Annotated in this window: 19 protein-coding genes; 8 read left to right on the top strand and 11 right to left on the bottom strand. The window is 69.0% G+C overall.

The genetic code is table 11. From position 1 onward, the window contains the following. Positions 1-176 precede the first annotated feature (176 nt). Entirely contained in the window at positions 177-605 is a 429-nt protein-coding gene (locus NE2_RS27430) for a cold-shock protein (protein ID WP_174553987.1), read from the top strand. A gap of 34 nt (positions 606-639) precedes the next feature. Here the strand turns inward: NE2_RS27430 and NE2_RS27425 are convergent, their stop codons facing one another. The 3 genes from NE2_RS27425 to NE2_RS27415 all read right to left on the bottom strand — a co-directional run bounded on the left by NE2_RS27425 (position 640) and on the right by NE2_RS27415 (position 3,782). Beyond that, positions 640-1,179: a DUF2771 domain-containing protein gene (locus NE2_RS27425; RefSeq protein WP_063017072.1), complete on the bottom strand. Its 540-nt coding sequence runs from the start codon at positions 1,177-1,179 to the stop codon at positions 640-642. Continuing rightward, positions 1,176-2,912, bottom strand: a complete 1,737-nt coding sequence (locus NE2_RS27420) for an MFS transporter (protein ID WP_063030749.1) — start codon at positions 2,910-2,912, stop codon at positions 1,176-1,178. Before NE2_RS27420 ends, NE2_RS27425 begins: the two co-directional genes overlap by 4 nt. A gap of 90 nt (positions 2,913-3,002) precedes the next feature. After that, positions 3,003-3,782 carry a glutaminyl-peptide cyclotransferase gene (locus NE2_RS27415; protein WP_063030747.1) on the bottom strand — a complete coding sequence of 260 codons (780 nt, stop codon included), beginning with the start codon at positions 3,780-3,782 and terminating at the stop codon, positions 3,003-3,005. Positions 3,783-3,799: 17 nt separating this feature from the next. On the opposite strand from NE2_RS27415, the gene NE2_RS37305 reads away from it, so the two are divergent. Together NE2_RS37305 and NE2_RS27405 are read left to right on the top strand one after the other, a co-directional pair. Further along, complete coding sequence (locus NE2_RS37305) at positions 3,800-5,746, top strand: DUF3027 domain-containing protein (protein WP_106958349.1); 1,947 nt, start codon at positions 3,800-3,802, stop codon at positions 5,744-5,746. A gap of 26 nt (positions 5,747-5,772) precedes the next feature. Beyond that, positions 5,773-8,640: a sacsin N-terminal ATP-binding-like domain-containing protein gene (locus NE2_RS27405; protein WP_063909499.1), complete on the top strand. Its 2,868-nt coding sequence runs from the start codon at positions 5,773-5,775 to the stop codon at positions 8,638-8,640. A gap of 12 nt (positions 8,641-8,652) precedes the next feature. Here NE2_RS27405 and NE2_RS27400 read toward each other — a convergent pair whose 3' ends face one another. Both NE2_RS27400 and NE2_RS27395 read right to left on the bottom strand, forming a co-directional pair. Next, entirely contained in the window at positions 8,653-9,279 is a 627-nt protein-coding gene (locus NE2_RS27400) for a TetR/AcrR family transcriptional regulator (protein ID WP_036497939.1), read from the bottom strand. An 87-nt stretch (positions 9,280-9,366) separates the two neighbouring features. Then, on the bottom strand, positions 9,367-9,603 hold the full coding sequence (locus tag NE2_RS27395) for a DUF2530 domain-containing protein (RefSeq protein WP_030513273.1): 237 nt from the start codon (positions 9,601-9,603) through the stop codon (positions 9,367-9,369). A 36-nt stretch (positions 9,604-9,639) separates the two neighbouring features. On the opposite strand from NE2_RS27395, the gene NE2_RS27390 reads away from it, so the two are divergent. Further along, entirely contained in the window at positions 9,640-10,104 is a 465-nt protein-coding gene (locus tag NE2_RS27390; RefSeq protein ID WP_051755246.1) for a MarR family winged helix-turn-helix transcriptional regulator, read from the top strand. A 12-nt stretch (positions 10,105-10,116) separates the two neighbouring features. On the opposite strand, the gene NE2_RS27385 is transcribed toward NE2_RS27390, so the two are convergent. From NE2_RS27385 to pdxH, 5 genes are all read right to left on the bottom strand, one after another. After that, on the bottom strand, positions 10,117-10,506 hold the full coding sequence (locus NE2_RS27385) for a YccF domain-containing protein (RefSeq protein WP_169812471.1): 390 nt from the start codon (positions 10,504-10,506) through the stop codon (positions 10,117-10,119). 75 nt (positions 10,507-10,581) lie between these two features. After that, positions 10,582-11,784: a GNAT family N-acetyltransferase gene (locus NE2_RS27380; protein WP_063030745.1), complete on the bottom strand. Its 1,203-nt coding sequence runs from the start codon at positions 11,782-11,784 to the stop codon at positions 10,582-10,584. 455 nt (positions 11,785-12,239) lie between these two features. Beyond that, positions 12,240-13,595, bottom strand: coding sequence for a citrate synthase (locus NE2_RS27375; RefSeq protein WP_084494368.1), 1,356 nt, complete (start codon positions 13,593-13,595; stop codon positions 12,240-12,242). Between the two features lie 183 nt (positions 13,596-13,778). Further along, positions 13,779-15,074 carry an MFS transporter gene (locus tag NE2_RS27370; RefSeq protein WP_063030741.1) on the bottom strand — a complete coding sequence of 432 codons (1,296 nt, stop codon included), beginning with the start codon at positions 15,072-15,074 and terminating at the stop codon, positions 13,779-13,781. A gap of 143 nt (positions 15,075-15,217) precedes the next feature. Then, positions 15,218-15,868 carry a pyridoxamine 5'-phosphate oxidase gene (pdxH, locus tag NE2_RS27365; RefSeq protein ID WP_063030811.1) on the bottom strand — a complete coding sequence of 217 codons (651 nt, stop codon included), beginning with the start codon at positions 15,866-15,868 and terminating at the stop codon, positions 15,218-15,220. Positions 15,869-16,223: 355 nt separating this feature from the next. Here pdxH and NE2_RS27360 point away from each other — a divergent pair, with 355 nt between their 5' ends. After that, complete coding sequence (locus NE2_RS27360) at positions 16,224-17,366, top strand: citrate synthase 2 (protein ID WP_062961912.1); 1,143 nt, start codon at positions 16,224-16,226, stop codon at positions 17,364-17,366. 81 nt (positions 17,367-17,447) lie between these two features. Then, the gene (locus NE2_RS27355; RefSeq protein ID WP_233429889.1) at positions 17,448-18,338 is read left to right on the top strand and encodes a polysaccharide deacetylase family protein; all 891 of its coding nucleotides are present in this window, start codon (positions 17,448-17,450) and stop codon (positions 18,336-18,338) included. 20 nt (positions 18,339-18,358) lie between these two features. Here NE2_RS27355 and NE2_RS27350 read toward each other — a convergent pair whose 3' ends face one another. Then, positions 18,359-19,174 carry a hypothetical protein gene (locus NE2_RS27350; protein ID WP_228830937.1) on the bottom strand — a complete coding sequence of 272 codons (816 nt, stop codon included), beginning with the start codon at positions 19,172-19,174 and terminating at the stop codon, positions 18,359-18,361. Between the two features lie 138 nt (positions 19,175-19,312). Between NE2_RS27350 and serC the strand changes: the two genes are divergently transcribed. Further along, entirely contained in the window at positions 19,313-20,440 is a 1,128-nt protein-coding gene (gene serC / locus NE2_RS27345; RefSeq protein WP_063030739.1) for a phosphoserine transaminase, read from the top strand. Positions 20,441-20,747: 307 nt separating this feature from the next. Beyond that, positions 20,748-21,547, top strand: an 800-nt coding sequence (gene sepH / locus NE2_RS27340) for a septation protein SepH (protein ID WP_233429888.1), incomplete at its 3' end; no start/stop codon positions are given.

Genomic DNA, 21,547 nt, shown 5'->3' with positions numbered 1-21,547 from the left:
TATCCCCACCGGGGTAGACTCGAGCCAATCGCGTCCTGCATAGCTGTGTGGGGCGCGTTCTTTTCGCACAGAGATAGGTTCCGGCGTTTCGCCGGAACCTACGTCCGTGTCCGGGGTCGTACGTGACCCCGCTGGATTCGGACGGACCGGACAACGATGACGAACGGGTGAGCGCAGTGCCGACCGGCAAGGTGAAGTGGTACGACGTCGACAAGGGCTTCGGCTTCCTTTCCCAGGATGAGGGTGAGGACGTCTACGTTCGGTCGTCCGCCTTGCCCAAGGGTGTCGAGGCGCTCAAGCCCGGCCAGCGCGTGGAGTTCGGAATGGCCGCCGGTCGCCGGGGCCCGCAGGCGCTGAGCCTCAAGCTGCTCGATCCGCTGCCCTCGGTGCGCAACGCGCAGGGTCGCAACGACCGGGTCCGCAAGGAAGCTCCGGCCCATCCGCGCAAGGCGCCCGACGACCTGCACGGGATGATCGAGGACATGATCACCCTGCTGGAGGCGACGGTGCAGCCGGAGCTGCGCAAGGGCAAGTACCCCGATCGCAAGACCGCGCAGCGCATCGCCGAGGTGGTGCGCGGGGTGGCCCGCGAACTCGATCACTGAGTTCGCGAGCGCCTGATTCGCGAGGAAACCGCGGTCACGCCGCCCTGATCGACCACGCCTGATACGGCGAGAACGCTTCGTTGCCGGCCTCGTCACGCACGAGCAGCAGCAGCTGCACCTCGACGCCGATCAGGCGCAGGTTCGGTTCGGGATGGCTGTCCACCGTCACGGCCAGGGTGCCCTGCGGGTAGTCGCGGTAGGACGCCAGGTGCTGCACGGTCTTGCCCGGATTGTCGATCTGCTGGTACTCCAGCACCATCACCCAGGGCGCGTCGGCGATGTGCCGGGGGAGCGACAGCTGCACCGGATAGCCCAGCGGCGGATTCAGTTCCGCGGTGATCTCGGTGCGCCTACAGTCCGGGGAGACCCGGCCGTGTGGATCCGGTTCGCCGATCGTGCAGTACAGGTAGGGCGGAACCGTGACGGTCTTGCCGTGCGCATAGGCGGTGACCGTGGGATCGGCCTCGTGCGCATTGTGCACCGCCACCGCCACGATGCCGGCGACGGCCGCGGCGACGACCAGAACTGCCGCCAGGGCCAGCGCGAGGATCGTGCGGGTGCTGGGCTTGGTCACTGTGGCTGTTTTCCTGTCGCTAGGGGGACTTCCTGTTTGACGTGCTGCGGACGGTTACCGCCCAATCCGGGGAGCAGCGAATGCCCACGGTAGCTCACGAAGGTTTGCGCCAAACCGAGCGCCAGGACCGCGGTGACCACCGCGAAGCCCTCCCAGTACACGGTCGGCAGCAGCACGCCGCCGGCGCCGCCGACCACCCAGGACAGCTGCAGCACCGTTTCCGAGCGCCCGAATCCGGAGGCGATCGATTCCGGTGGCAGATCGTCCTGGATCGAGGCGTCCAGCGAGACCTTGGCCAGTGCGCTGGCACAGGCCGCCACCAGCGCTGCGACCGCGGCGCCGACCAGATTGTCGAGCAGCACCGCGACGACGGCGACGGCGGTACACGCCGCGGTGCACTCCACCACGATCAGCGAGGGCCGGCCCAGTTTCAGCCGGGCGCCGGTCGCATTGCCGACGAAGTTGCCGATCGCCGCGGCCGCGCCGACCAGTCCGAGCATCGCGGCCTGCTGCACCGGGCGGTGTTCGGTCGATTTCGCGACGAAGGCCACATAGAAGGTGAGGAAGCCGGTCAGCACCCGGATCGCGCTGTTGCCCCACAGTCCGGTGACCACCGACCGGCCCAGCGGCTGCCGGCGCCGACCGGGTTTCACCGCGGACTTGTCACCGCGGTCCAGCACTTCGGTGCCGCTGCGGCTGTGGTAGCCGAGGGTCGCCGGCACCTCGCCCTCGGTGACCTCGACCCAGGAGGGAATCCGCAGGCTCAGATAGGCCCCGGCCGCCGCGATCAGCGCCGCGAACACCAGCGCGCCGACGGATCCGGCCACCGCGGCGACCGCTCCGGCCACCGCGCCCGCACCGAGTGTCCCGCCGACCAGGCCGAACACGGTAAGCCGGGAATTGGTGCGGACCAGATCGATACCGGGCGGCAGCACCCGTGGCGTCACCGCGCTCTTGAGGACCGCGAACGATTTACTCGAGATCATCATGCACAGCGCCAGCGGATACAGCGCCCAGCTGTCGAAATTGAAGATCAGCAGGATCGCGAAGACCACCCGGATCGCGAACGAGGTCGACAGCGCGAGTCTGCGCCCGCGTTGCAGCCGGTCCAGCAGCGGGCCGATCAGCGGCGCGATCACCGCGAACGGCGCGATCGTGATCAGCAGATACAGCGCCACTTTGGTCTTGGATTCCGCGGTGGCACTGGCGAAGAACAGCGTATTGGCCAGCGCCACGGCGATCGCGGCGTCGAGGGCGAAGTTGGCCATGGTCGCGTAAACGAGCGCGGTGAGCCCGGATTCGCCCGCGCCGTCGGCTCGCGCCGCGCGCTGGAAGGTGTGAAAACCCTTCTCGGTGAGGTCCCTGGTGCGCATCGCCATCACGCGCGTCACCGTCATCTTGCGAGGGACACGTTGGCGTTCGGCGATTTTCGCGTCCTTGGGTCGGGGGCGTTCGGCTGCGCTCGGTGCCTCGGTCGCCTCGCCGGAACGGTCGTCGCTGTGCGATCCGCGCGGCGGAAGGGCACGCGGCGGCTCACCCGTCGCCATGCGCCTGGTCACGAATTCGGGCACGTCCGGTTCACCGCCGCGGCGCGGCAGCGGGGGCAGGGGCGCGGACGACGGGGTGTTCGGCGGCGGGTAACGGTCGTAGCCGGGATGCCGCCGGGTAGCGGGATGCTCCTCGCCGTCCCACGGACCGGGTTCGGTGCCGGAGGGTTCGCGGGAGGCAGTCACATGTCGATTCTCTCGCACTCGATCGGTGCGTGGACATCGGCCGGGCTGTGATCCGATGCGTGTCGGCCGCCGGCGTGGTGACCGCCGCGCTCACATCGGGACGAATCGGACCTCGAACATGGTGGGCCAGTACTTTCCGGTGATCAGGAAATGGTCGGTGCCGGGGAGCTGGGCGATGCCGTTGAGGACGTCGGCTCCGGTGCGCTCGGTGGGGCGCAACAGGCCGCCGGCCTCGATCTCGGCGAGTACCGCGCCGCCGACCGGGTCGATGTGCAGGATCTGATCCGTCGGCCAGACGTTGGCGTAGATCGAACCGTCTGCGGCGCAATCGAGTTCGTTGAGCCGGGCGTCGTGATGGCTGGTGAGCCGGATCGTGCCGGTGGTCGCGAAGGTGGTCGGATCGCGGAAGGTGAGGGTGTCGCTGCCGTCGCTCATCACCAGGCGGTCGCCGCGGGTGCACAGGCCCCAGCCTTCGCCGTCGTAGTGGACGCGGCGGCGTTCGGTGAGCGTTCGCGGATCGCGGGCGAAGGCGGTCTCGTTCTTCCAGGTGAGTTGCCAGACGGTGTCCCCGGCACGGGTGACGCCCTCGCCGAAGTAGGCATCGGAGAGTTTCGCGGTGGCGATCGGCGCGCCGGTGGCGAGGTCGGTCGCCCGTAGTCCGGAGTCGCCTTCCATCCCGGTGCTCTCGTAGAGAACCGGGCCGTGGACCTCGAGCCCCTCGGTGAACGCGGTGCGGTCGTGCGGGCGGGTGGCGACCACCTCGACCCGCAGGCGCGGTGTGTTGTCGTCGCGCTCACAGGCCGCGGCGGACAGCATTGTGGACGCCGCGATCAGCACTGCTGCGGCCGCCGCACGGCGTTGGCATTTCATACGGCAAAATGTAGGACGTGAGCGCAGTGTCTGTTTCGGAGTCCGGCGTGCGACCGATCCTGGCGGGGGCGGTCGACCTGGCTCGCCGTGCGCTCCTGGAGTTGCAGCCCACGGGTGTGGGCGAACATCTGGGCGTCACCGGCGAGAACGAGTGTGCGGCCACCCATCACTTCGCGGCGACCCTGCCGGGGTATCGCGGCTGGCGGTGGGAGGTCGTGGTCGCGGCCGCGCCCGATGCCGAGTACGCGACGGTCAGCGAATCCGCGCTGCTACCCGGGCCGGACGCACTGGTGGCGCCGGAATTCGTGCCATGGGACCAGCGCATCCGCCCCGGCGATCTCGCTCCCGGCGATCTGCTCGCTCCGCGCGTCGACGATCCGCGCCTGGTGCCCGGATATCTGGAGACCGGCGACCCGGTGGTCGACGAGGTGTGTGAGGAGGTCGGCCTCGGCCGCCGCCAGGTCCTCAGCCGTGAGGGTCGCGTGGAGGCCGCCGAGCGCTGGTACTCCGAATTCGGCCCCGACACCGAGATGGCGCGTTCGGCCCCCGGAACGTGCGGAGTGTGCGGATTCTTCGTCCCCCTCGCCGGTGCGCTGCGTGCCGCCTTCGGCGTCTGCGCCAACGCGATGGGCGCCGACGGCCGGGTGGTCCACGTCGAATACGGCTGCGGCGCCCACTCCGACACCGAATTGCCCACCGGTGCCGGCTCCCCGCTCTACGAGGCCTACGACGATGCGGCGATCGAGGTCGTCCCGGCGGAGGAACTGACCGCGCGGGACGGGTCCGCCGAGGCCGCGGCGCCGTCGACCATCGCTCCGGAGGCGTCGACCGGCGCGGAGGCGTCGACGGACCTCGCCGCGACGGACCCCGATACGGCCGCCGCTGAAGACGCCGCCGTCGAGAGCCCGTCGGATGCCGTCGAGGCTTCGGAAGCCGGAAACAACCAGCCTTCGGATGTAGCGGACAGTGCGGGCGACTCCGCACACGTCTCCGCTGCCGTACCGGAAGCCGTTGCCGCCGAGGATGTTTCGAGCACCGTCGAATCGCAGTCGGACGCCGCGAAAGACTTCTCCGCGACCGGCGGCAGCGGGGCCGCCCCCGAGGTGTCGACTGCCGACGCGGCCGCCCACCGGCCGCCCGCAGCCGATGCCGCTCCGGAAACCTCTGCGGCCGAAGAACCTTCGAACGCAGCTGTCGCCGAGCCCGCCGAATCCGGTGCCGTTCCCGGTGCTGCGGCCGGCACTGTTCCCGCTGCTGATACCGCTGAGGGTGCGCCTGCGGACCCCGCCGGGAACGCTTCCGCTCACATGGCCGCGGCACCGTCGGCCGAGACGGCCGAGGATGCTCCAGCCGAGATCGCGACCACGAACGCTCCCGCCGACGCGGCAACCGCACACGTGACCGCGGAGCCCGTGCGTGAGCCGGCCGAATCGGCGCCGGCTGCGAACGCGACTGCGGGACGCGAGCAGGCCGACGCGGATCCTGCTGTGGCCGACACTGAATCGGATGCTTGGGGCGGGGCCGCTGAGGCGGGCACTGCCGCCGAGACTATCGGCACGGACCCTGCCGGAAACCCGGATGCCGGGTCCGCCGGAAGCTCCGCTGCGCTGGCTGCCGGGCAGTCCGGCGCGGTCGATGGTGAGGCCGAGAGTCCCTCCGCGACCGGCGATCCGGAGGCCGCGGCCACGACCACTGGCGAGGTGGGTGCTGCCGCAGACCGCCCCGCCGCCGAAGCTGTCGAGAGTGCCGGCACCGAGACCGGCGGAAACGCAGCGGCGGGGGACGATGGCACCGGGCACGCAGGCGCGGAGGCCGACGCCGGGACCGCGGACAACGCGGGAGAGGCTGCGCCGCTCGGTGATTCCGGTGACGCGACTTCCGGTGTCACGCGTTACAGCGATGCCTGGGCGGTGTCCGCGGTGCGGGTGCAGCCGGGTGAGACCGGGGCGGCGGAGGAGAACTGACCAGCGCGAGCGGGGGAGCCGTAGGGGTGACACAGGATCCGTTCGGCACCGCGGACTTGCGTGCGGGAGTACTTACCGCATGGCGGAATTCGCCGACTCGGCTGCGCGAGGACGCGGCCACCGAGGCGGATCTGGTCCGGGCCGGATATCGCGATCGGCTGCTCACCGAGCTGGCGCAGAACGCCGCCGACGCCGCGGTCAAGGCCGGGGTCTCCGGCCGGGTGTCGGTACGGCTGCGCGGCCGCGCCCTGCATATCGCCAATACGGGTGCCCCGCTGGATCTTTCCGGTGTGCACGCGCTGACGGCCTTGCGGGCGTCGGGCAAGACGGGTACTTCGGTCGGCCGGTTCGGTGTCGGGTTCACGGCGGTGCTCTCCGCAGGCGACGAGGTGGAATTTCGCTCGACCACCGGGTCTGTGCGATTCTCTCGTGCTCAGACTCTGATCGAACTGCGCGACAACGGTATCGACATCCCCGCCGGTGCGGACGGCCCCGCCGTCCCGGTATTGCGCTTGGCCTGGTCGGTGGCGGTCGCCCCGGAAACCGGTTTCGACACCGAGATCGTGGTCTGGTTGCGCGAGGACGTCGACGCCGCGGAACTGCTCGCGGCCATGCGGGCCGAGGCGGTGGATCTGCTGCTGGAACTGCCGGGCCTGCATTCCATCCGGATCGAGGACGACGAATCCTGGCGTGCGGTGGAGGATGCGGGCAACGGCCTGCAGCAGGTGAGCATCACCGCCCCGTCCGGCGAGGACTTCCGGTGGTGGCAGTACCCCACCGCGCGAGCGCGCTGGCTGCTCCCATTGCGTGACGGCCGGGCCGTCGCGGCGCCCGCCGATGTGCTGCGGGCACCGACCCGCACCGACGAGGAACTCTCCCTGCCCGCCCTGGTGATCGCCGATATCGCCCTGCAACCGGATCGGCGCCGCCTGATGCCCGGCGCCCGGGTGTCCGAACTGGCCGAGGGCTATGCGGATTTCGCCCGCGCCCTGCCACCGGAGGACCGCCTGGTGCTGGTTCCGGCGCCCGGTTTCGCCCGCAGCGAGGCCGACGGTCTGCTGCGCGAGGCGCTGGTGAACGAGTTGCGCGAGCATCCCTGGCTGCCGGTGCTCACCGATCACGACAGTGCGTCCGCCGATGTCGACGCGGCGATCACGCCGCCGGATACCGATGACGTGATGCGTACCGGTGTGGTGCGGCTGCCTGCCGACGTCGCTGGGCTGTCGACCACGGCAGGGCCGCGCCGCGCCGACGCGGCGCCCAATCGGGCCAGCGTATTCCTCGGCGTCACAACCGAACTGGCGGATCTGCTGGCAGGTCTGCTCGGCCCGCTGGTGATCCCGGAGCTGTCCGGTCGCGCCTGCGCCGAACTGCTGGGCGTGCTGGACGTACATCGCATCGGCCTGGCTCGCGTGGCCGAACTGACCGGAAGTGTGCAGCGCCCGCCGCAGTGGTGGTATGCGCTCTACGACGCGCTGGAACCGTTCGTGACCGATCCGCTCGCGGCCGAGGAACTGGGCGCGCTGGCCGTGCCGCTTTCCGACGGCCGCCTGGTCACCGGCCCGCGCACGGTGGTGCTCGACGATCAGCTCGAGGAAGCGGTGGCGGTGCCGTGGGCGCGGCTGGTCCACCCGGAGGCCGCGCACGAACTGCTCGGCCGGCTCGGCGCGCAGCAGGCCGGGGTCGAGGATCTGCTGACCGATACCGCGCTGCGCGCCGAACTGGACTATCGCTCCGACGACGAGGAACTGCGCGAGGCGGTGCTCGGCCTGGCCGCCCACCTGCCGCCGGACACCACCCTGCCGACCTGGCTCGGCGCCCTCGAATTGCCCGACGACACCGGCGAATTGCGCCCGGCCGACGAACTTCTGCTCCCGGATGCCCCGCTGGCCGAGGTGCTGATCGCGGATTCCCCGTTCGGCACGCTCGACACCGCGGTCGCGCAGCGGCATCCGTCGGCGGCCCTTCGCGCGATCGGCGTCGGCTGGAGTTTCATCGTCGTCACCGAAACCGACCCGACCGGTCCCGACCACGACCTCGACGACGAGGACCGCTGGTGGCAGAGGTTGCCGGAGGATCCGCCGGAGTTCGCCGCGGTCCGAGATCTGGATCTGGTCGCCGACGACGCCTGGCCGCGGGCACTGCGACTGCTGCTGGCCGAACCGGCCACCCGCCGTCTACTCGCCGACCGTGACGGCTACACCGCCTGGTGGTTGCGCCGCCACGCGCGGGTCGGCGATCGCCCACTCGGGGTGTATCAGGCCGGATCGGATCCGGTGTTCGCCGACCTGCTGCCCGAGCTCCCGGGCTTCACGGCGGCCGATTCGGCAGCCCTCGACGCCGTGCTCGCCGACCCCGCGAACATCACCGCCGACGTGGCAGTGGCCCTGCTCGAGGCACTGGCCGATCCTACGAAAAAGCCCACCCCGGAAGCGATTTCGCAAACCCACCGCCGGCTCGCCGCGGCCGTGCCGCATCTGGATCTCGACGAGATCGGCGTGCCGGAGCGGGTGCGTGCGCTCTCCGGAGCGGTGATCGATCCGGATCGGGCGCTGGTTCTGGACCGACCCTGGCTCGGTCTGGCGCTACCGGCGGATCGCCTGGTCGCCGGCGATATCGAGCATGCGGGCGAACTGGCCACGCTGCTCGACGTGGCCGCTGCCTCCGAGGCGGTACATGCCGAGGTGCTCGGCACCGGAAAGCGCACGACCTGGTCGGACGAACCGCTGGGTGTGCTGTTGCGGCTGCAGTTCGGCCTGCCGCCGCTGGCGGGTGAGCTGGTCCTGCACGATCGGCTGGAAGTCCGGCTCACCGGCGCCTACGAGGCCACCGTGGGCGTTCCGTGGTGGCGCGCGGGCGACACCACCCACGTGCAGCGGCAGCCGAGTTCGTGATACACGGCGCGGCTATTTCGCGTAGGTGGTGATCATTTCCGCGAGCACGTCGAGCTGGGTGCGGACCGCCGCGCTGTCGTCGTCGACGAGCCAGCGCAAAACGATTCCGTCGATGACGTTCAGGGTGAATCTGCTCAAGGTCTGAACCGGAATTCGCCATTCGGTTCCGGTGGCCACGCGCCCGTGCTCGAGCACATCGGCGACGGTGGCGTCGTTGAACAGATACTGTTCGCGCGCGATTGCGAGTTTCGCTGGGGTCTGCTCACTTTCACGCAGAGCGTAGGTGGTGGTTTCGTAGGTGAGCAGTTGCCGTTGCGGTGTGGATTCGATGTTCAGCCAGAGCAGTTCCAGGCTGGCGCGAACCAAATTTTGAAGGGATTCTTTTCCACTTCCGACTTCCTGCCAGACCGTTTCATTGGTCTCGACGGAATCGCGCAATTCCATCGACAATGCTTTGACCAGTTCGGTCATCAGCGCATCTTTGTTCTCGAAACAGTAATGCACCACACCGAGCGATACCCCGGCCGCCTGCGCGACATCGCGTGTAGTTACCCCGGCGACGCCCTTTTTCTCCGCGAGGCCGATGGCAGCCTCGATGAGGTGGGCTCGTCGTTCTTCGACGCTCAATCGGGAGGACACGGAAGCGAGTTAAGCCGCCAGGACGCGATGAGTCAATTCGCACACTGTAAAGTCGGCGCGCTCGGCGTGGCGCGGGCCAGCCGGGTGTCACAGCCCTTTCTGCGCGCCTTTGTCACCCCTGCGGGCGCCGCGGCGCTGAATGACGAAAATGCTGTAGCCGAGCAGTCCGACCCCCAGTCCCATCAAACAGATCGGCCGCGCGTCGGCCCAGCTGTCGTTGCACCAGACCACGACGGTCGCCACCAGCCACACCAGCGAGCCGACGGCCAGAACGGGACGCGGATCGGTCAGCCGCGGCGGGATCTCGGGCACCTCGGGGGTCACGAAGTCAACGATAGCGGCGGGAACGGCGGACCACATATGTGGTGTCACGTATCGTTTTGCTCTGTGACAACGCCTTCCGATATCCGTGCGCTCGCCGGTGAACTGTCCCTGGCGGTCGTGCGGCTGACGCGCCATCTGCGCGGCCGTCGTGCCGAAGCGCAGATTTCGCTCACCCAACTGTCGGCTCTGGCGACCCTGGCCAGAGACGGGGCGATGACTCCCGGCGTACTCGCCGCCAAGGAGCGGGTGCAGCCACCGTCGATGACGCGAGTGATCGCCTCGCTCTCGGAGTTGCAGCTGGTCAAGCGCGATCCGCATCCCACCGACGGCCGCCAGGTCATCGTCTCGCTCTCGGACGCCGGCAAGGCGCTGATTCAGGACGAGAACAACGCCCGCGAGGCCTGGATGTTCGATCAGCTGTCCGGCCTGACCCCCGATCAGCTGCGGGTGCTCGACGACGCGGTCGCGATCATGAAGCAGTTGGTCGCCGACTCGGAGTAGAACGTCCGGCGCTCAGGCCACGAAAGCGTGCTCACTGGAGACGATTTCGCGCCCCAGCGGCATCAGCGAGACCGGGATGAGCTTCAGGTTCGCCCAGCCGAACGGAATCCCGATGATGGAGACGAACAGCGGAATGCTGGTGACCAGGTGCCCGATCGCCAGCCAGAACCCCGCGAAGATCACCCAGATGATGTTGCCGATCAGCGAGGGAGCCCCCGCGCCCGGCTTGGCTACCACCTCCCGGCCGAACGGCCACAGCACGTAGGCCCCGATCCGGAACGACGCGATCCCGAACGGGATGGTGATGATCAGGATGCAGCAGAGGATTCCGGCCAGGAAATAACCCACCGCCAGCCAGAACCCGGCGAAAATCAACCAGAGCACATTCAGTACGAACCGGATGAGGGTCACGTATCCAGCATGCCAGGGCGGTGCCGTACCCACCAGATGTGACCTGAGTACGTGTGGACGAGCCGCTCAGAAGAACCAGCCGAGCACGGGTTCACGCTCGGCCCGGAAAGCGCGGTCCACATCCGCGACGATCCGGGAGCTCTTCGCACGCACTCGGTTCGCGACGGCGAAGGTGCGGGCGGAGTAGGCGCCGAGGTAGAGGCTGCCCAGGACGTCGATGCCGAGTTCGAGGTCGGGGGCGCGGGTGGTGGGTTCGCATTCGGCCCGCCCGTCGCGCACGCGCAGGGCGAAGGTGCCTCCGGCGTGGCGGAACGGGTCGTCCACGGCGACAACGACATCCAGATCCGTTTCGTAGTCGCGGGCGGACAGGGCGGCGGGGACGTCCATCGGCCGTGCCCACAGGCCGTCGTGACGGCTGATGGTGCGGACCAGGCGGGAGTCGGTGAGCAGGTGGGGCAGCGGGTCGTCGTCGCCGATGGTGGCGGTGACCGTGTCCACCAGGTCCAGACCGAGCAGGGCACGCCACAGCGCCGCGTGCGCCTCGGCGGTGACCGCGCGCAGTTCCACCACCTCGGCGGTGAGTGTGCGCGGCTCGGAGTTGTCGTAGCGGTAGAGCGCGTACCCGTCGGGATGGGTGAGCGCGAACAGGGCGGCCTGGCCCCCGCTGCCGACCAGCTGGATCAACCACGCCGGATGCGGGCGCGCCTGGGCGCCGGGCATCAGCCGCCGCCAGCGGTCGTAGATGGCGGGCACCACGGTGATCGCATCGTCGAGCGAGCTCAGTGTCACGCCACCGGGATCGGGCGCGGTGGGCCGGAATTCGGCGAAGCGCCGGTCGATGGTGACGCGGTTCTCCACCACGCACGGCCCGTACCCGAATCGTCCGTAGATGGTGGCGCGGCTGGCGGTGAAGATGGTCAGCGGCAGCCCCGCGGCCTCGGTGCGCTCGTGCAGTTCGGTGTACATCGCGCGCAGAATGCCGCGCCGGCGATGGGTCGGCGCCACCGCGACACCCGCCACGCCGCAGACCTCGACGGGATGCGGACCGGGCACCGTGAGCGTCATCGTGGTGTCCCGGGTGTGCCCGACGACGCGGTCGCCCTCCACGGCGACGAGCGCACGCTCGAGCGGGAACAGCTTCAGCCGCTGCGCGGTGACGTCCGGATCCTCCCGGGGCGACGCGCCGAAAGCGTTCGACAACAGCAGCCCGATACCGGGGAGGTCGTCCTCGGTCGCGGGCCTGAGTGTGACCTCTGCTGCGATCGCCATACCTCGACCATCGCACGCCGGCAGGACCCTGCGCACCCGGATTTTCCTGACGCACTGTGTGCCGTGCCGTGCCCGTGGCCCCTGCGGCCGCCACCCGTTCGAGTGGGCACTCGGTACAAAGGAAAACCATCTCCGAGAGAGTTCGACCAGGTGGGTTTAGGCCCAGGCCGAAACCCCGCCGAAGCGAAGCGAAGGCAGAAATTGCGAATCCGGGCCTGCCGTCCCCTCCGAGGCAGGCCCGGATTCCGGCGGCCCGGTGTCGCCTCCGCGCCACCACGATGATGGTGCCGGGCGGCGCCAGCGAGTCGCTTAACGTGCGCTTGTAAGGGGCTGCGAATTGGGTTGCCGCACAGTCTCTCCAGTGCGGAGCACGTGAACCCCTTTGCGGCGCACAGGCCCCGGACATGCACGAAGCCCGCCTCCCTCGGAAGGAAGCGGGCTTCGGATCAGGTACTTCAGCGACCGGCGATATCGCCGTAATCGCGCGCACCGTAGCCGGTGTAGATCTGGCGCGGGCGGCCGATCTTCAACGGCTCGCTGTGCATTTCGCGCCAGTGCGCGATCCAGCCGGGCAGCCGGCCCATCGCGAACAGCACGGTGAACATGCGGGTCGGGAAGCCCATCGCCCGGTAGATGACGCCGGTGTAGAAGTCGACGTTCGGGTACAGGCGGCGATCGACGAAGTAGCTGTCGGTCAGCGCGGCCTCTTCCAGCGCCTTGGCGATATCGAGCAGCGGGTCCTGCACGCCCAGCTTGCCGAGGATCTGGTCGGCGGTCTTCTTGACGATCGTCGCGCGCGGGTCGTAGTTGCGGTAGACGCGGTGTCCGAAGCCCATGAGCTTCACCCCGTCTTCCTTGTTCTTGACCTTGCGGATGAAGTCCTTGACCGCGGCATCGACGGTGCCGCCGTTGATGTCCGCCTTGATGTCGTCCAGCATCTCCAGCACGGCCTGGTTGGCGCCGCCGTGCAGGGGACCCCACAGCGCGTTGATGCCGCCGGATACCGAGGTGAACAGGTTGGCGTCGGAGGAGCCGACCAGGCGCACGGTCGAGGTGGAGCAGTTCTGCTCGTGGTCGGCGTGCAGGATCAGCAGCATGTCGAGCGCGGCGGCGACCTCGGGGTCGACCTCGTAGGGCTCGGCCGGGAAGCCGAAGGTCATGCGCAGGAAGTTCTCCACCAGGCTCAGCGAGTTGTCCGGGTAGAGGAACGGCTGGCCGACCGACTTCTTGTAGGAGTAGGCCGCGATGGTGGGCAGCTTGGCCAGCAGGCGGATGGTCGAGAGCTCGACCTGCTCGGGATCGCGCGGGTCCAGCGAGTCCTGGTAGTAGGCCGAGAGCGCGTTGACCGCCGAGGACAGCACCGGCATCGGGTGCGCGTTGCGCGGGAAGCCGTCGAAGAAGCGCTTGAGGTCCTCGTGCAGCAGCGTGTGGCGGCGGATCCGGTCGGTGAAGTCTTCCAGCTGTGCCTGGGTCGGCAGCTCGCCGTAGATGAGCAGGTAGCTCACCTCGATGAAGTTCGAGCTCGCGGCGAGCTGCTCGATCGGGTAGCCGCGGTAGCGCAGGATGCCGGCCTCACCGTCGATGTAGGTGATCGCCGACTTGGTGGGCGCGGTGTTGGTGAAGCCCGGGTCGTAGGTGACGTACCCGGTGCTGGCCAGCAGCTTGCCCAGATCGATTCCGTCGTTGCCCTCGACGGCCTGGGCGACAGTCATGGCGTATTCGCCGCCAGGGTAGGAAAGTACCGGCTTGGCGTCGCCTGCGCCGTTGGCGTCCGAAGGCGTTTGCGCGACTTTGATGTTCTCAGCGGGCACGGAAGGATCCCTCTCAGGCTAGAACCGTAGGCGACGGGCGCGGTCGGCGTCCGGCGCACTTACCTCAACGCTAGCCGCTCACCGGTAGCGCCGATCCGTGAGGGTCGTCATCTGCTACCTCACGGTCACATGTGTGCGATGTGAGCTCGCGGGCCCGATCGTGCTATGGGTCCGCGCGGGTGCTCACGAGTGCTGTTCGGCCGGAATCTCGGCGTGGACGCGGGGAACGCGGTAGCGGACGAAGGCGGGGAAGACGGCCGCGGCGATCAGCACGCCGATCACCACCAGGACCCCACCACCGGCCGCCGCCACGGCAGTACCCATGGCCGCTGCCGTGAAACCGTGGGCAACATCACCGATCCGGGGCCCACCTGCGACGACCACGGTGAACACGCCCTGCAGCCGCCCGCGCATGTCGTCGGTGGCCACCTCCTGCAACATGCTGGTCCGCAGCGCCGCAGAGAACATGTCGACCGCACCGCCGAAGGCCAAGCACGCCAAGGCGATCCACAGACCGACCCCGATGCTCAACCGATGGCCGGTCGCGCCGACGGCGAGTCCGAAGCCGATCATCGCCGCACCCCACAGCGCGATGCACACCACCACGGCCATGCCCTGGCGCCGTACGTGGCCGAGCCACCCGGAGAACACGCCGCCGGCGACCGCACCGGCCGACATCGCGGCGAAGAGCAGGCCCAGGGCCACACCGCCGGTCACCGGATCGCCGAAGGTGTCGTGCGCCATCTGCGGGAAGAGAGCGCGCGGCATGCCGAAGACCATCGCGATGATGTCGACGGCGAAGGAGGCCAGCAGGATCGGCTGGGTGGACAGGTAGCTGAAACCCTCGACGACCGTGCCCAATCCGGCCTTCCGGGCGACTCCGGTCGGCGGGACGGCGGGCAGTCGCCACACCGCCCACAGCGTGGCCAGCAGGGCGATCGAGTCGATCAGATACAGCGTCGACAGTCCGGTCACCGGAATCAGCGCACCCGCGAGCACCGGCCCGGCGATGGCGCCGAACTGCATCACGGTCATGTTCAGCGAGTTGGCCGCCGGCAACAGGTCACCCGGCAGCAGTCGCGGAATGATGGCCGCGCGGGTCGGCTGATTCATCGCGAAGAAGGCCTGCTGCACCGAGAAGAGCCCGAGCACCAGCCAGACGTTGTTCACCCCGGCGGCGGCCTGCAACCAGAACGCCACGGAGGTCAGCCCGGTGCCGACGCTGGTGATCAGCAGGAGGGTGCGCCGGTCCATGACGTCGGCGACCGCCCCGCCCCACAGGCCGAAGACGATCAGCGGCACCAGGCCGAAGATGCCGGCCAGCCCGACATATCCGGAGCTGCCGGTGATTTGGTAGATCTGCTGCGGAACCGCGACCACCGAGAGCTGGGCTCCGATGACGGTGACGATATTGGTGACCCACAGCCGCCGGAAATCGATGTCGCGCAGCGGTGCGACATCGGCGAGCACTTTCACCATGGCCGAGCTTTCACCATGGCGCGGCGCCGGTCCGCGTGGACGATCCGGCCGGCGGCCGTCTTCGAGAAATCATCCCATGAATATAGCTGGTAGCGGCCGATCCGCGACTCGGGCATATCGCCCGTCGCGGCGGGGATTCCGGGTCAGGGTTGCAGGCGTTCGATGCGGGCCGAGCCCATCGCGGCCGGTCCGTCCGGCAGCGTCACCCGGATGCGGTTGTGCAACCGGCTGCGCCGGCCCTGCCAGAATTCGATCTGTTCCGGACGCAGGATGTAGCCGCCCCAATTGGCCGGGACCGGAATCTGTTCCACGCCGTCGAAACGGGCCGTGACGTCGGCCAATGCCCGATCCAGATCCTCCCGCGAGGCCACCGGGCGGGATTGGTGCGAGGCCCAGGCCCCCAGTTGCGAATTGCGCGGACGCGAGCGCCAATACGCCGTGGTCACCTCCGAGGGGACCTGGTCCACCCGGCCGCGCAGCGTCACCTGCCGGCCCACCTTCGGCCAGGCGAAGGTGGCCGACGCATACGGCACCGCGTGGAGTTGATCACCCTTGGCAGAGTCGTAATTCGTGTAGAAAGTCACACCCTCGGCGGACACTCCCTTGCACAGGACCGTGCGCGACGCGGGACGCGGGCCGGCGTCCGTGAGCTCGACCGTCGCCAGCACCATGGCATTGGGTTCGGTGATGCCGGCGTTGGTGGCGAGCTCGATCCAGTTGCGCAGCAACGGTTCCCAGCCGTCGGCCGGCCAGCTCTCGGTCAGGTCCGGATCGCCGCCGTATTCGGCCCGCATCGCGGCGATGTCGACATCGACGCGCGGGACGGCGCCGAAGCGATCCGGCAAAGTCGATGAATTCGCGGTCGCAAGACCCGTTTCGCCCCCCGCTGAGCCCGGTGAATTCTGCTCCTCGCGCATGGTCCAAACGTTACTCCCCAGTACTGGGGGGATAAGGTTGCAGGTGATCGGCCGGAGTGGCATACGGCCGCACAGCACCGCCCCGGCCGAGCCGGGAAAGCACCGCCCCGGCCGAGCCGGGAAAGCACCGCCCCGGCCGAGCCGGGAAAGCACCGCCCCGGCCGAGCCGGGAAAGCACCATCGCGTGGCCGCCCACAGATCGTGCGGCCCGATTTGCAAGGAGAGTCACAACATGACTACCAGCGCTGCGGCTCCTACTGGTCCGGCCGTCCCCCCCGATTTCGTCAGTGGCCTGGAAGGCGTGGTGGCGTTCACCACCGATATCGCCGAGCCCGACAAGGACGGCGGCGCGCTGCGCTACCGGGGTGTCGACATCGAGGACCTGGTCGGTAACCACGTCACCTTCGGTGACGTCTGGGCGCTGCTGGTCGACGGCCGCTTCGGACAGGGACTGCCGCCCGCCGAGCCGTTCCCGCTGCCGGTGCACACCGGCGATGTGCGCGTCGACGTGCAGGCCGGTCTGGCGATGCTCGCCCCGATCTGGGGCTACCAGCCGCTGCTGGACATCGACGACGCCACCGCCCGCGAGAACCTCGCGCGCGCGTCGGTGATGGCCCTGTCCTACGTCGCGCAGTCCGCGCGCGGCATCTACCAGCCTGCCGTGCCGCAGAAGGAGATCGACGAGGCGAGCACGATCACCGAACGCTTCATGAAGCGGTGGAAGGGTGACCCGGATCCGCGCCACGTCGAGGCCATCGACGCCTACTGGGTATCGGCCGCCGAGCACGGTATGAACGCGTCCACGTTCACCGCGCGCGTCATCGCCTCGACCGGCGCCGACGTGGCCGCCAGCCTGTCCGGCGCGATCGGCGCCATGTCCGGCCCGCTGCACGGCGGCGCCCCCGCGCGGGTGCTGCCGATGATCGAGGAGGTCGAAAAGACCGGCGACGCACGCGCTCTGGTGAAGGGCATCCTCGATCGCAAGGAGAAGCTCATGGGCTTCGGCCACCGGGTCTACCGGGCCGAGGACCCGCGCGCCCGGGTGCTGCGCGCCACCGCGAAGCGGCTGGACGCACCGCGCTACGAGGTCGCCGCCGCGCTCGAGCAGGCCGCGCTGGCCGAGCTGCGCGAGCGTCGCCCCGACCGCGCCATCGAGACCAACGTCGAGTTCTGGGCCGCCGTGATCCTGGACTTCGCCGAGGTGCCGGCGCACATGATGCCGGCGATGTTCACCTGTGGCCGCACCGCGGGCTGGTGTGCGCACATCCTCGAGCAGAAGCAACTGGGCAAGCTGGTGCGCCCGGCCGCGATCTACACCGGACCGGCGCCGCGCACCGCGGAGTCCGTGCCGGGATGGGAGACCGTCGTCCGGTAGTCCGGGCCGTCGCCGTTCGAGCGCCTCCGCAGTTTTCGCTGCGGAGGCGCTCGTCGCTTCTCTGCCGTAGCATCTGCTCGCGTGGGTGGAGCAGAACTGTCGCGACGTCGGCTTCTGGCAGCGGGTGCGGCGGTAGCCGCGGGTTTCGCTGCCTCGGGATGTGCTACGGCCGAAGGGAATTCGTCGGTCAAGACGATCATCTCCACGGCGCCGCCCGCACCGGCCCGCACATCGGTTCCGCCGGTGGCGAGTCCGGCATCGGCGTCGCTACCGGCACAGCCGGATCCGGCGGCCGTGGCCGCGCGCTACGCCGGTCGGCAGCCCGCCGGATGGGGAATGGACCTGCCCGGCATCATCACCTCGATCCCCGCGCAGGGTAAGCAGATGGCGCTGACCTTCGACGCCTGCGGCGGGCCGGACAACGACGAGATCAACACCGAGTTGATGAATTACCTCGTCGCTCACAACATTCCGGCGACGCTGTTTCTCAACAAGCGCTGGATCGATGCCGACCCGGGCAGGGCCGAGCAACTGGCCGCCAATCCGCTGTTCGAACTCGCCAACCACGGCACCCGGCACTGTCCGCTCTCGGTCACCGGCCACGCCGCCTACGGCATCGCCGGCACCTCGTCCCCGCAGCAGGCGATCGACGAGGTGTGGGGCAATCACGAGCGGCTCACCCGGCTGCTCGGACATCCGCCGCGGTTCTTCCGCGCGGGCACCGCACACTACGACGACGTGTCGGTCGCGATCGTGCGGGATCTGGGGGAGACGCCGGTCGGTTTCAGCATCAACGCCGATGCCGGTGCGACCTTCACGGCCGCGCAGGTTCGCACCGCGATGTCGGCGGCGCAGCCCGGGGCGATCTCGATCGCCCATATGCACCGCCCGAAATCGGGTACCGCCGAGGGGATGTCGGTGGTGCTGCCGGTATTGCGTTCGCGCGGTTTCGAATTCGTCAAACTGCCCTGAGCGGGCCTTTCGAACCGAATTCAGAGTTCGGCGGAGGCCTCCCAGTCCACCGCCACCGACTCGCCGCGATCCACGGCGAAGAACGCGACCTCGAGATGCCGGCCCAGATCGACCAGTTCGATCGCCGGCAACGGCACCGGCTGCACGATCCGTACGCGCCACGGCCGCGGTTCGTCCCAGGCGCGCAGTTCCAGATCCAGCCGTAGCACCGGATCGTCGCGACCCGAATAGTCGGCGGCGATCGGCGTGGCCGCCAGCACGGTCGCGTCGGCGCGTCGGCCCGCGGACAGAATCTTCGCGATACTCACCCGTGTCGCCTCGGCGACGCCGGGCACGTACAGCACCAGTCGCTCGCGATCACCCGGATCGACGCGGCAGCCGACCACGTCGCCCGGTTGCATCGACTCCCGCTCGGCGTCGCTCAGTCGTTGCCGCATCCGGGTCTCGTACGGCGGTACGCCGTCGAGCTGGATGCGAACCCAGAAGCGACAGCCCGGTTCGACCCGGCCCGCGGCATCCGCCCGCTTTCGCAGGCCGTCGAGGCGGGAGGCCGCGGAGGCGGAAGTGCGGCAGGGCCGGACCCCGAGAATCGTCGCCGTTCCCGGCAGGCCGCGCAGCAGCAACTCGTGCCGTGCTCCATCGGAGAGCATGCCTGTACGCAGCATGTTCCCGGCCCGCTCGAGCCGTGTGGCCAGGCGTGCGCGCAGACCGTACCGGCCGCTGCCGGACCGGGCCGATCCGGCAGCCACGCCCGAGGGGACCGCGGTCGATCCGGGTGCCGCGGATGCGGCGGAGATGCCCGTCGAGTCCGGTATCTCCCGCCCTGCCATACTCATTGCCCAACGGTAACGGTCCGCCGGGCGCCGACATGGTGATACGGACATATGCGCGGTTTCGGCGAGCCTGTCGCATCCGTCCGCGCAACCCCGACCCACCCACGCGCGAGACCCACATCACGCTCTAGGCTTGAGCCCATGACCGCTGCCTTTCCGAGCATCCCCGACGATCTGAAGCCCGCCGACGGACGGTTCGGCTGCGGCCCGTCCAAGGTCCGTCCCGAACAGCTGCGCTCCCTCGTCGAGGTCGGCGCCGCCGTGATGGGCACCAGCCACCGTCAGAAGCCGGTCAAGGACGTCGTCGCGCGCGTCCGCACGGGCCTGCGCGAGCTGTTCTCGCTGCCCGAGGGCTACGAGGTCGTGCTCGGCAACGGCGGCACCACCGCGTTCTGGGACGCCGCGGCCTTCGGCCTGATCCGGGACCGTTCGCTGCACCTGACCTACGGTGAGTTCTCCTCGAAGTTCGCCGCGGTGGCCAAGCGCAACCCGTTCATCGGCGATCCGATCGTGGTGTCCTCGGACCCGGGCACCGCGCCCGAGCCGGTCTCCGACCCGGTCGCCGATGTGATCGCGTGGGCGCACAACGAGACCTCCACAGGTGTGGCGGTTCCGGTGCAGCGGCCCGCCGGCTCGGACAACGCGCTCATCGCCATCGACGCCACCTCCGGCGCGGGCGGTCTGCCGGTGAATATCGCCGACGCCGATGTGTACTACTTCGCGCCGCAGAAATGCTTCGCCTCCGACGGTGGCCTGTGGGTCGCGCTGATGAGCCCGAAGGCTCTGGAGCGAGTCTCCGAAATCAAGGATTCGGGTCGTTACACTCCCGAATTCCTCTCGCTGCCGATCGCGATCGACAACAGCACCAAGGATCAGACCTACAACACCCCGGCGCTGGCCACGCTGCTGTTGTTCGCCGATCAGATCGAGTGGATGAACAACAACGGCGGTCTGGACTGGACCGTCAAGCGGACCCTCGATTCCTCGTCGCGGCTGTATTCCTGGGCCGAGTCCAGCGAATTCGCCACGCCGTTCGTCGCGGAGCCGGCGCACCGCTCGCAGGTGGTCGGCACCATCGACTTCGACCCGTCGGTGGATGCGGCGCAGGTCGCAAAGGTGTTGCGCGCCAACGGCATCGTCGATACCGAGCCCTACCGCAAGCTGGGCCGCAACCAGCTGCGCGTCGGCATGTTCCCGGCGATCGACCCCGAGGACGTGTCGCAGCTGACCCGCTGCATCGACTGGGTGGTGCAGCAGATCAGCGCCTGATCACGCCAGCGCTCGGATAAAAGCTCGCGAAAGTCGCGGAATTTCGTCACCGAAATCCGCGGCTTTCGCGTTTACGCTGTTGTGGTGCGCGCCAACCGAAATCGTGCCGGAAGTTTGCCGGGGCGTGGGCCGGTGAGCGTGGAAACAGAGCAGATTAGTCGTCCCCGGTACCGCGGCGGTAGATTTCAGGCCGCGTGTCTTGCCACACGAATCTCAGAAGTGCACTACTGTTCCAGAACGTGGGCGGTGTCGCGAGCTAGTTGGTGCTCGGCGCAGCTGTGATCGACGCAGCGATAAGGAGGTAACGGTGCGTGAACTTCGAGTGATCGGATTGACGCCCGATTCCGCGCACATCGTGTGCGTCGATGCCGAGACCGGGCAGAAGTACCGGCTCGCCGCCGACGAGAAGCTGCGTGCCGCCGCGCGTGGAGACCTTGCCCGATTCGGCCAGATCGAGATCGAAACGGAGGCGACCATGCGTCCTCGCGATATCCAGGCTCGGATCCGTGCCGGTGCGTCGGTGGAGCAGGTCACCGAGGAGTCCGGCATGCCGGCCAGCCGGGTGGAGCGTTTCGCCTACCCCGTGCTGCTCGAGCGTGCGCGCGCGGCCGAGCTGGCGCAGAAGGCGCATCCGGTGCGCAAGGACGGTCCGGCGGTGGAGACACTGATCGAGATCGTCTCGGCCGCCTTCGCCGAGCGTGGGCACAACATCGATATCGCCGAATGGGACGCCTGGAAGGACGAGAAGAACTACTGGGTCGCCCAATTGCAGTGGCAGGCGGGCCGTTCGGTGATCGCCGCGCACTGGCGTTACCAGCCGGACGCGCACGGCGGCTCGGTGGTGCCACTCGACGATCCGGCCTCGGATCTGATCGATCCCGATTTCGGTCGCGCCCTGCGCGGACTGGCCACCATCCTGCCGGAGCCGACCCCCGAGCCCGCGCCGGTGGTGGAACCGGTGCCGGCCGGGCCCGTCCAGACCACCGCGGTGGCCGAGACCGGCCAGGCCGGTCTCGACGAGTACTTCGAGCAGCGGGCCGCCGTGGGCGGCACCGCGGTTCCGGTCAGTGCCAAGAGCACCGTGGCGGCGAATCCGTCGAGCACGGC

The organism is Nocardia elegans NBRC 108235 (assembly GCF_001612845.1).
Classification (GTDB): domain Bacteria; phylum Actinomycetota; class Actinomycetes; order Mycobacteriales; family Mycobacteriaceae; genus Nocardia; species Nocardia nova.
Note: the sequence above shows the minus strand (reverse complement) of the source record. Positions and strands in the feature narration are given on the sequence as shown.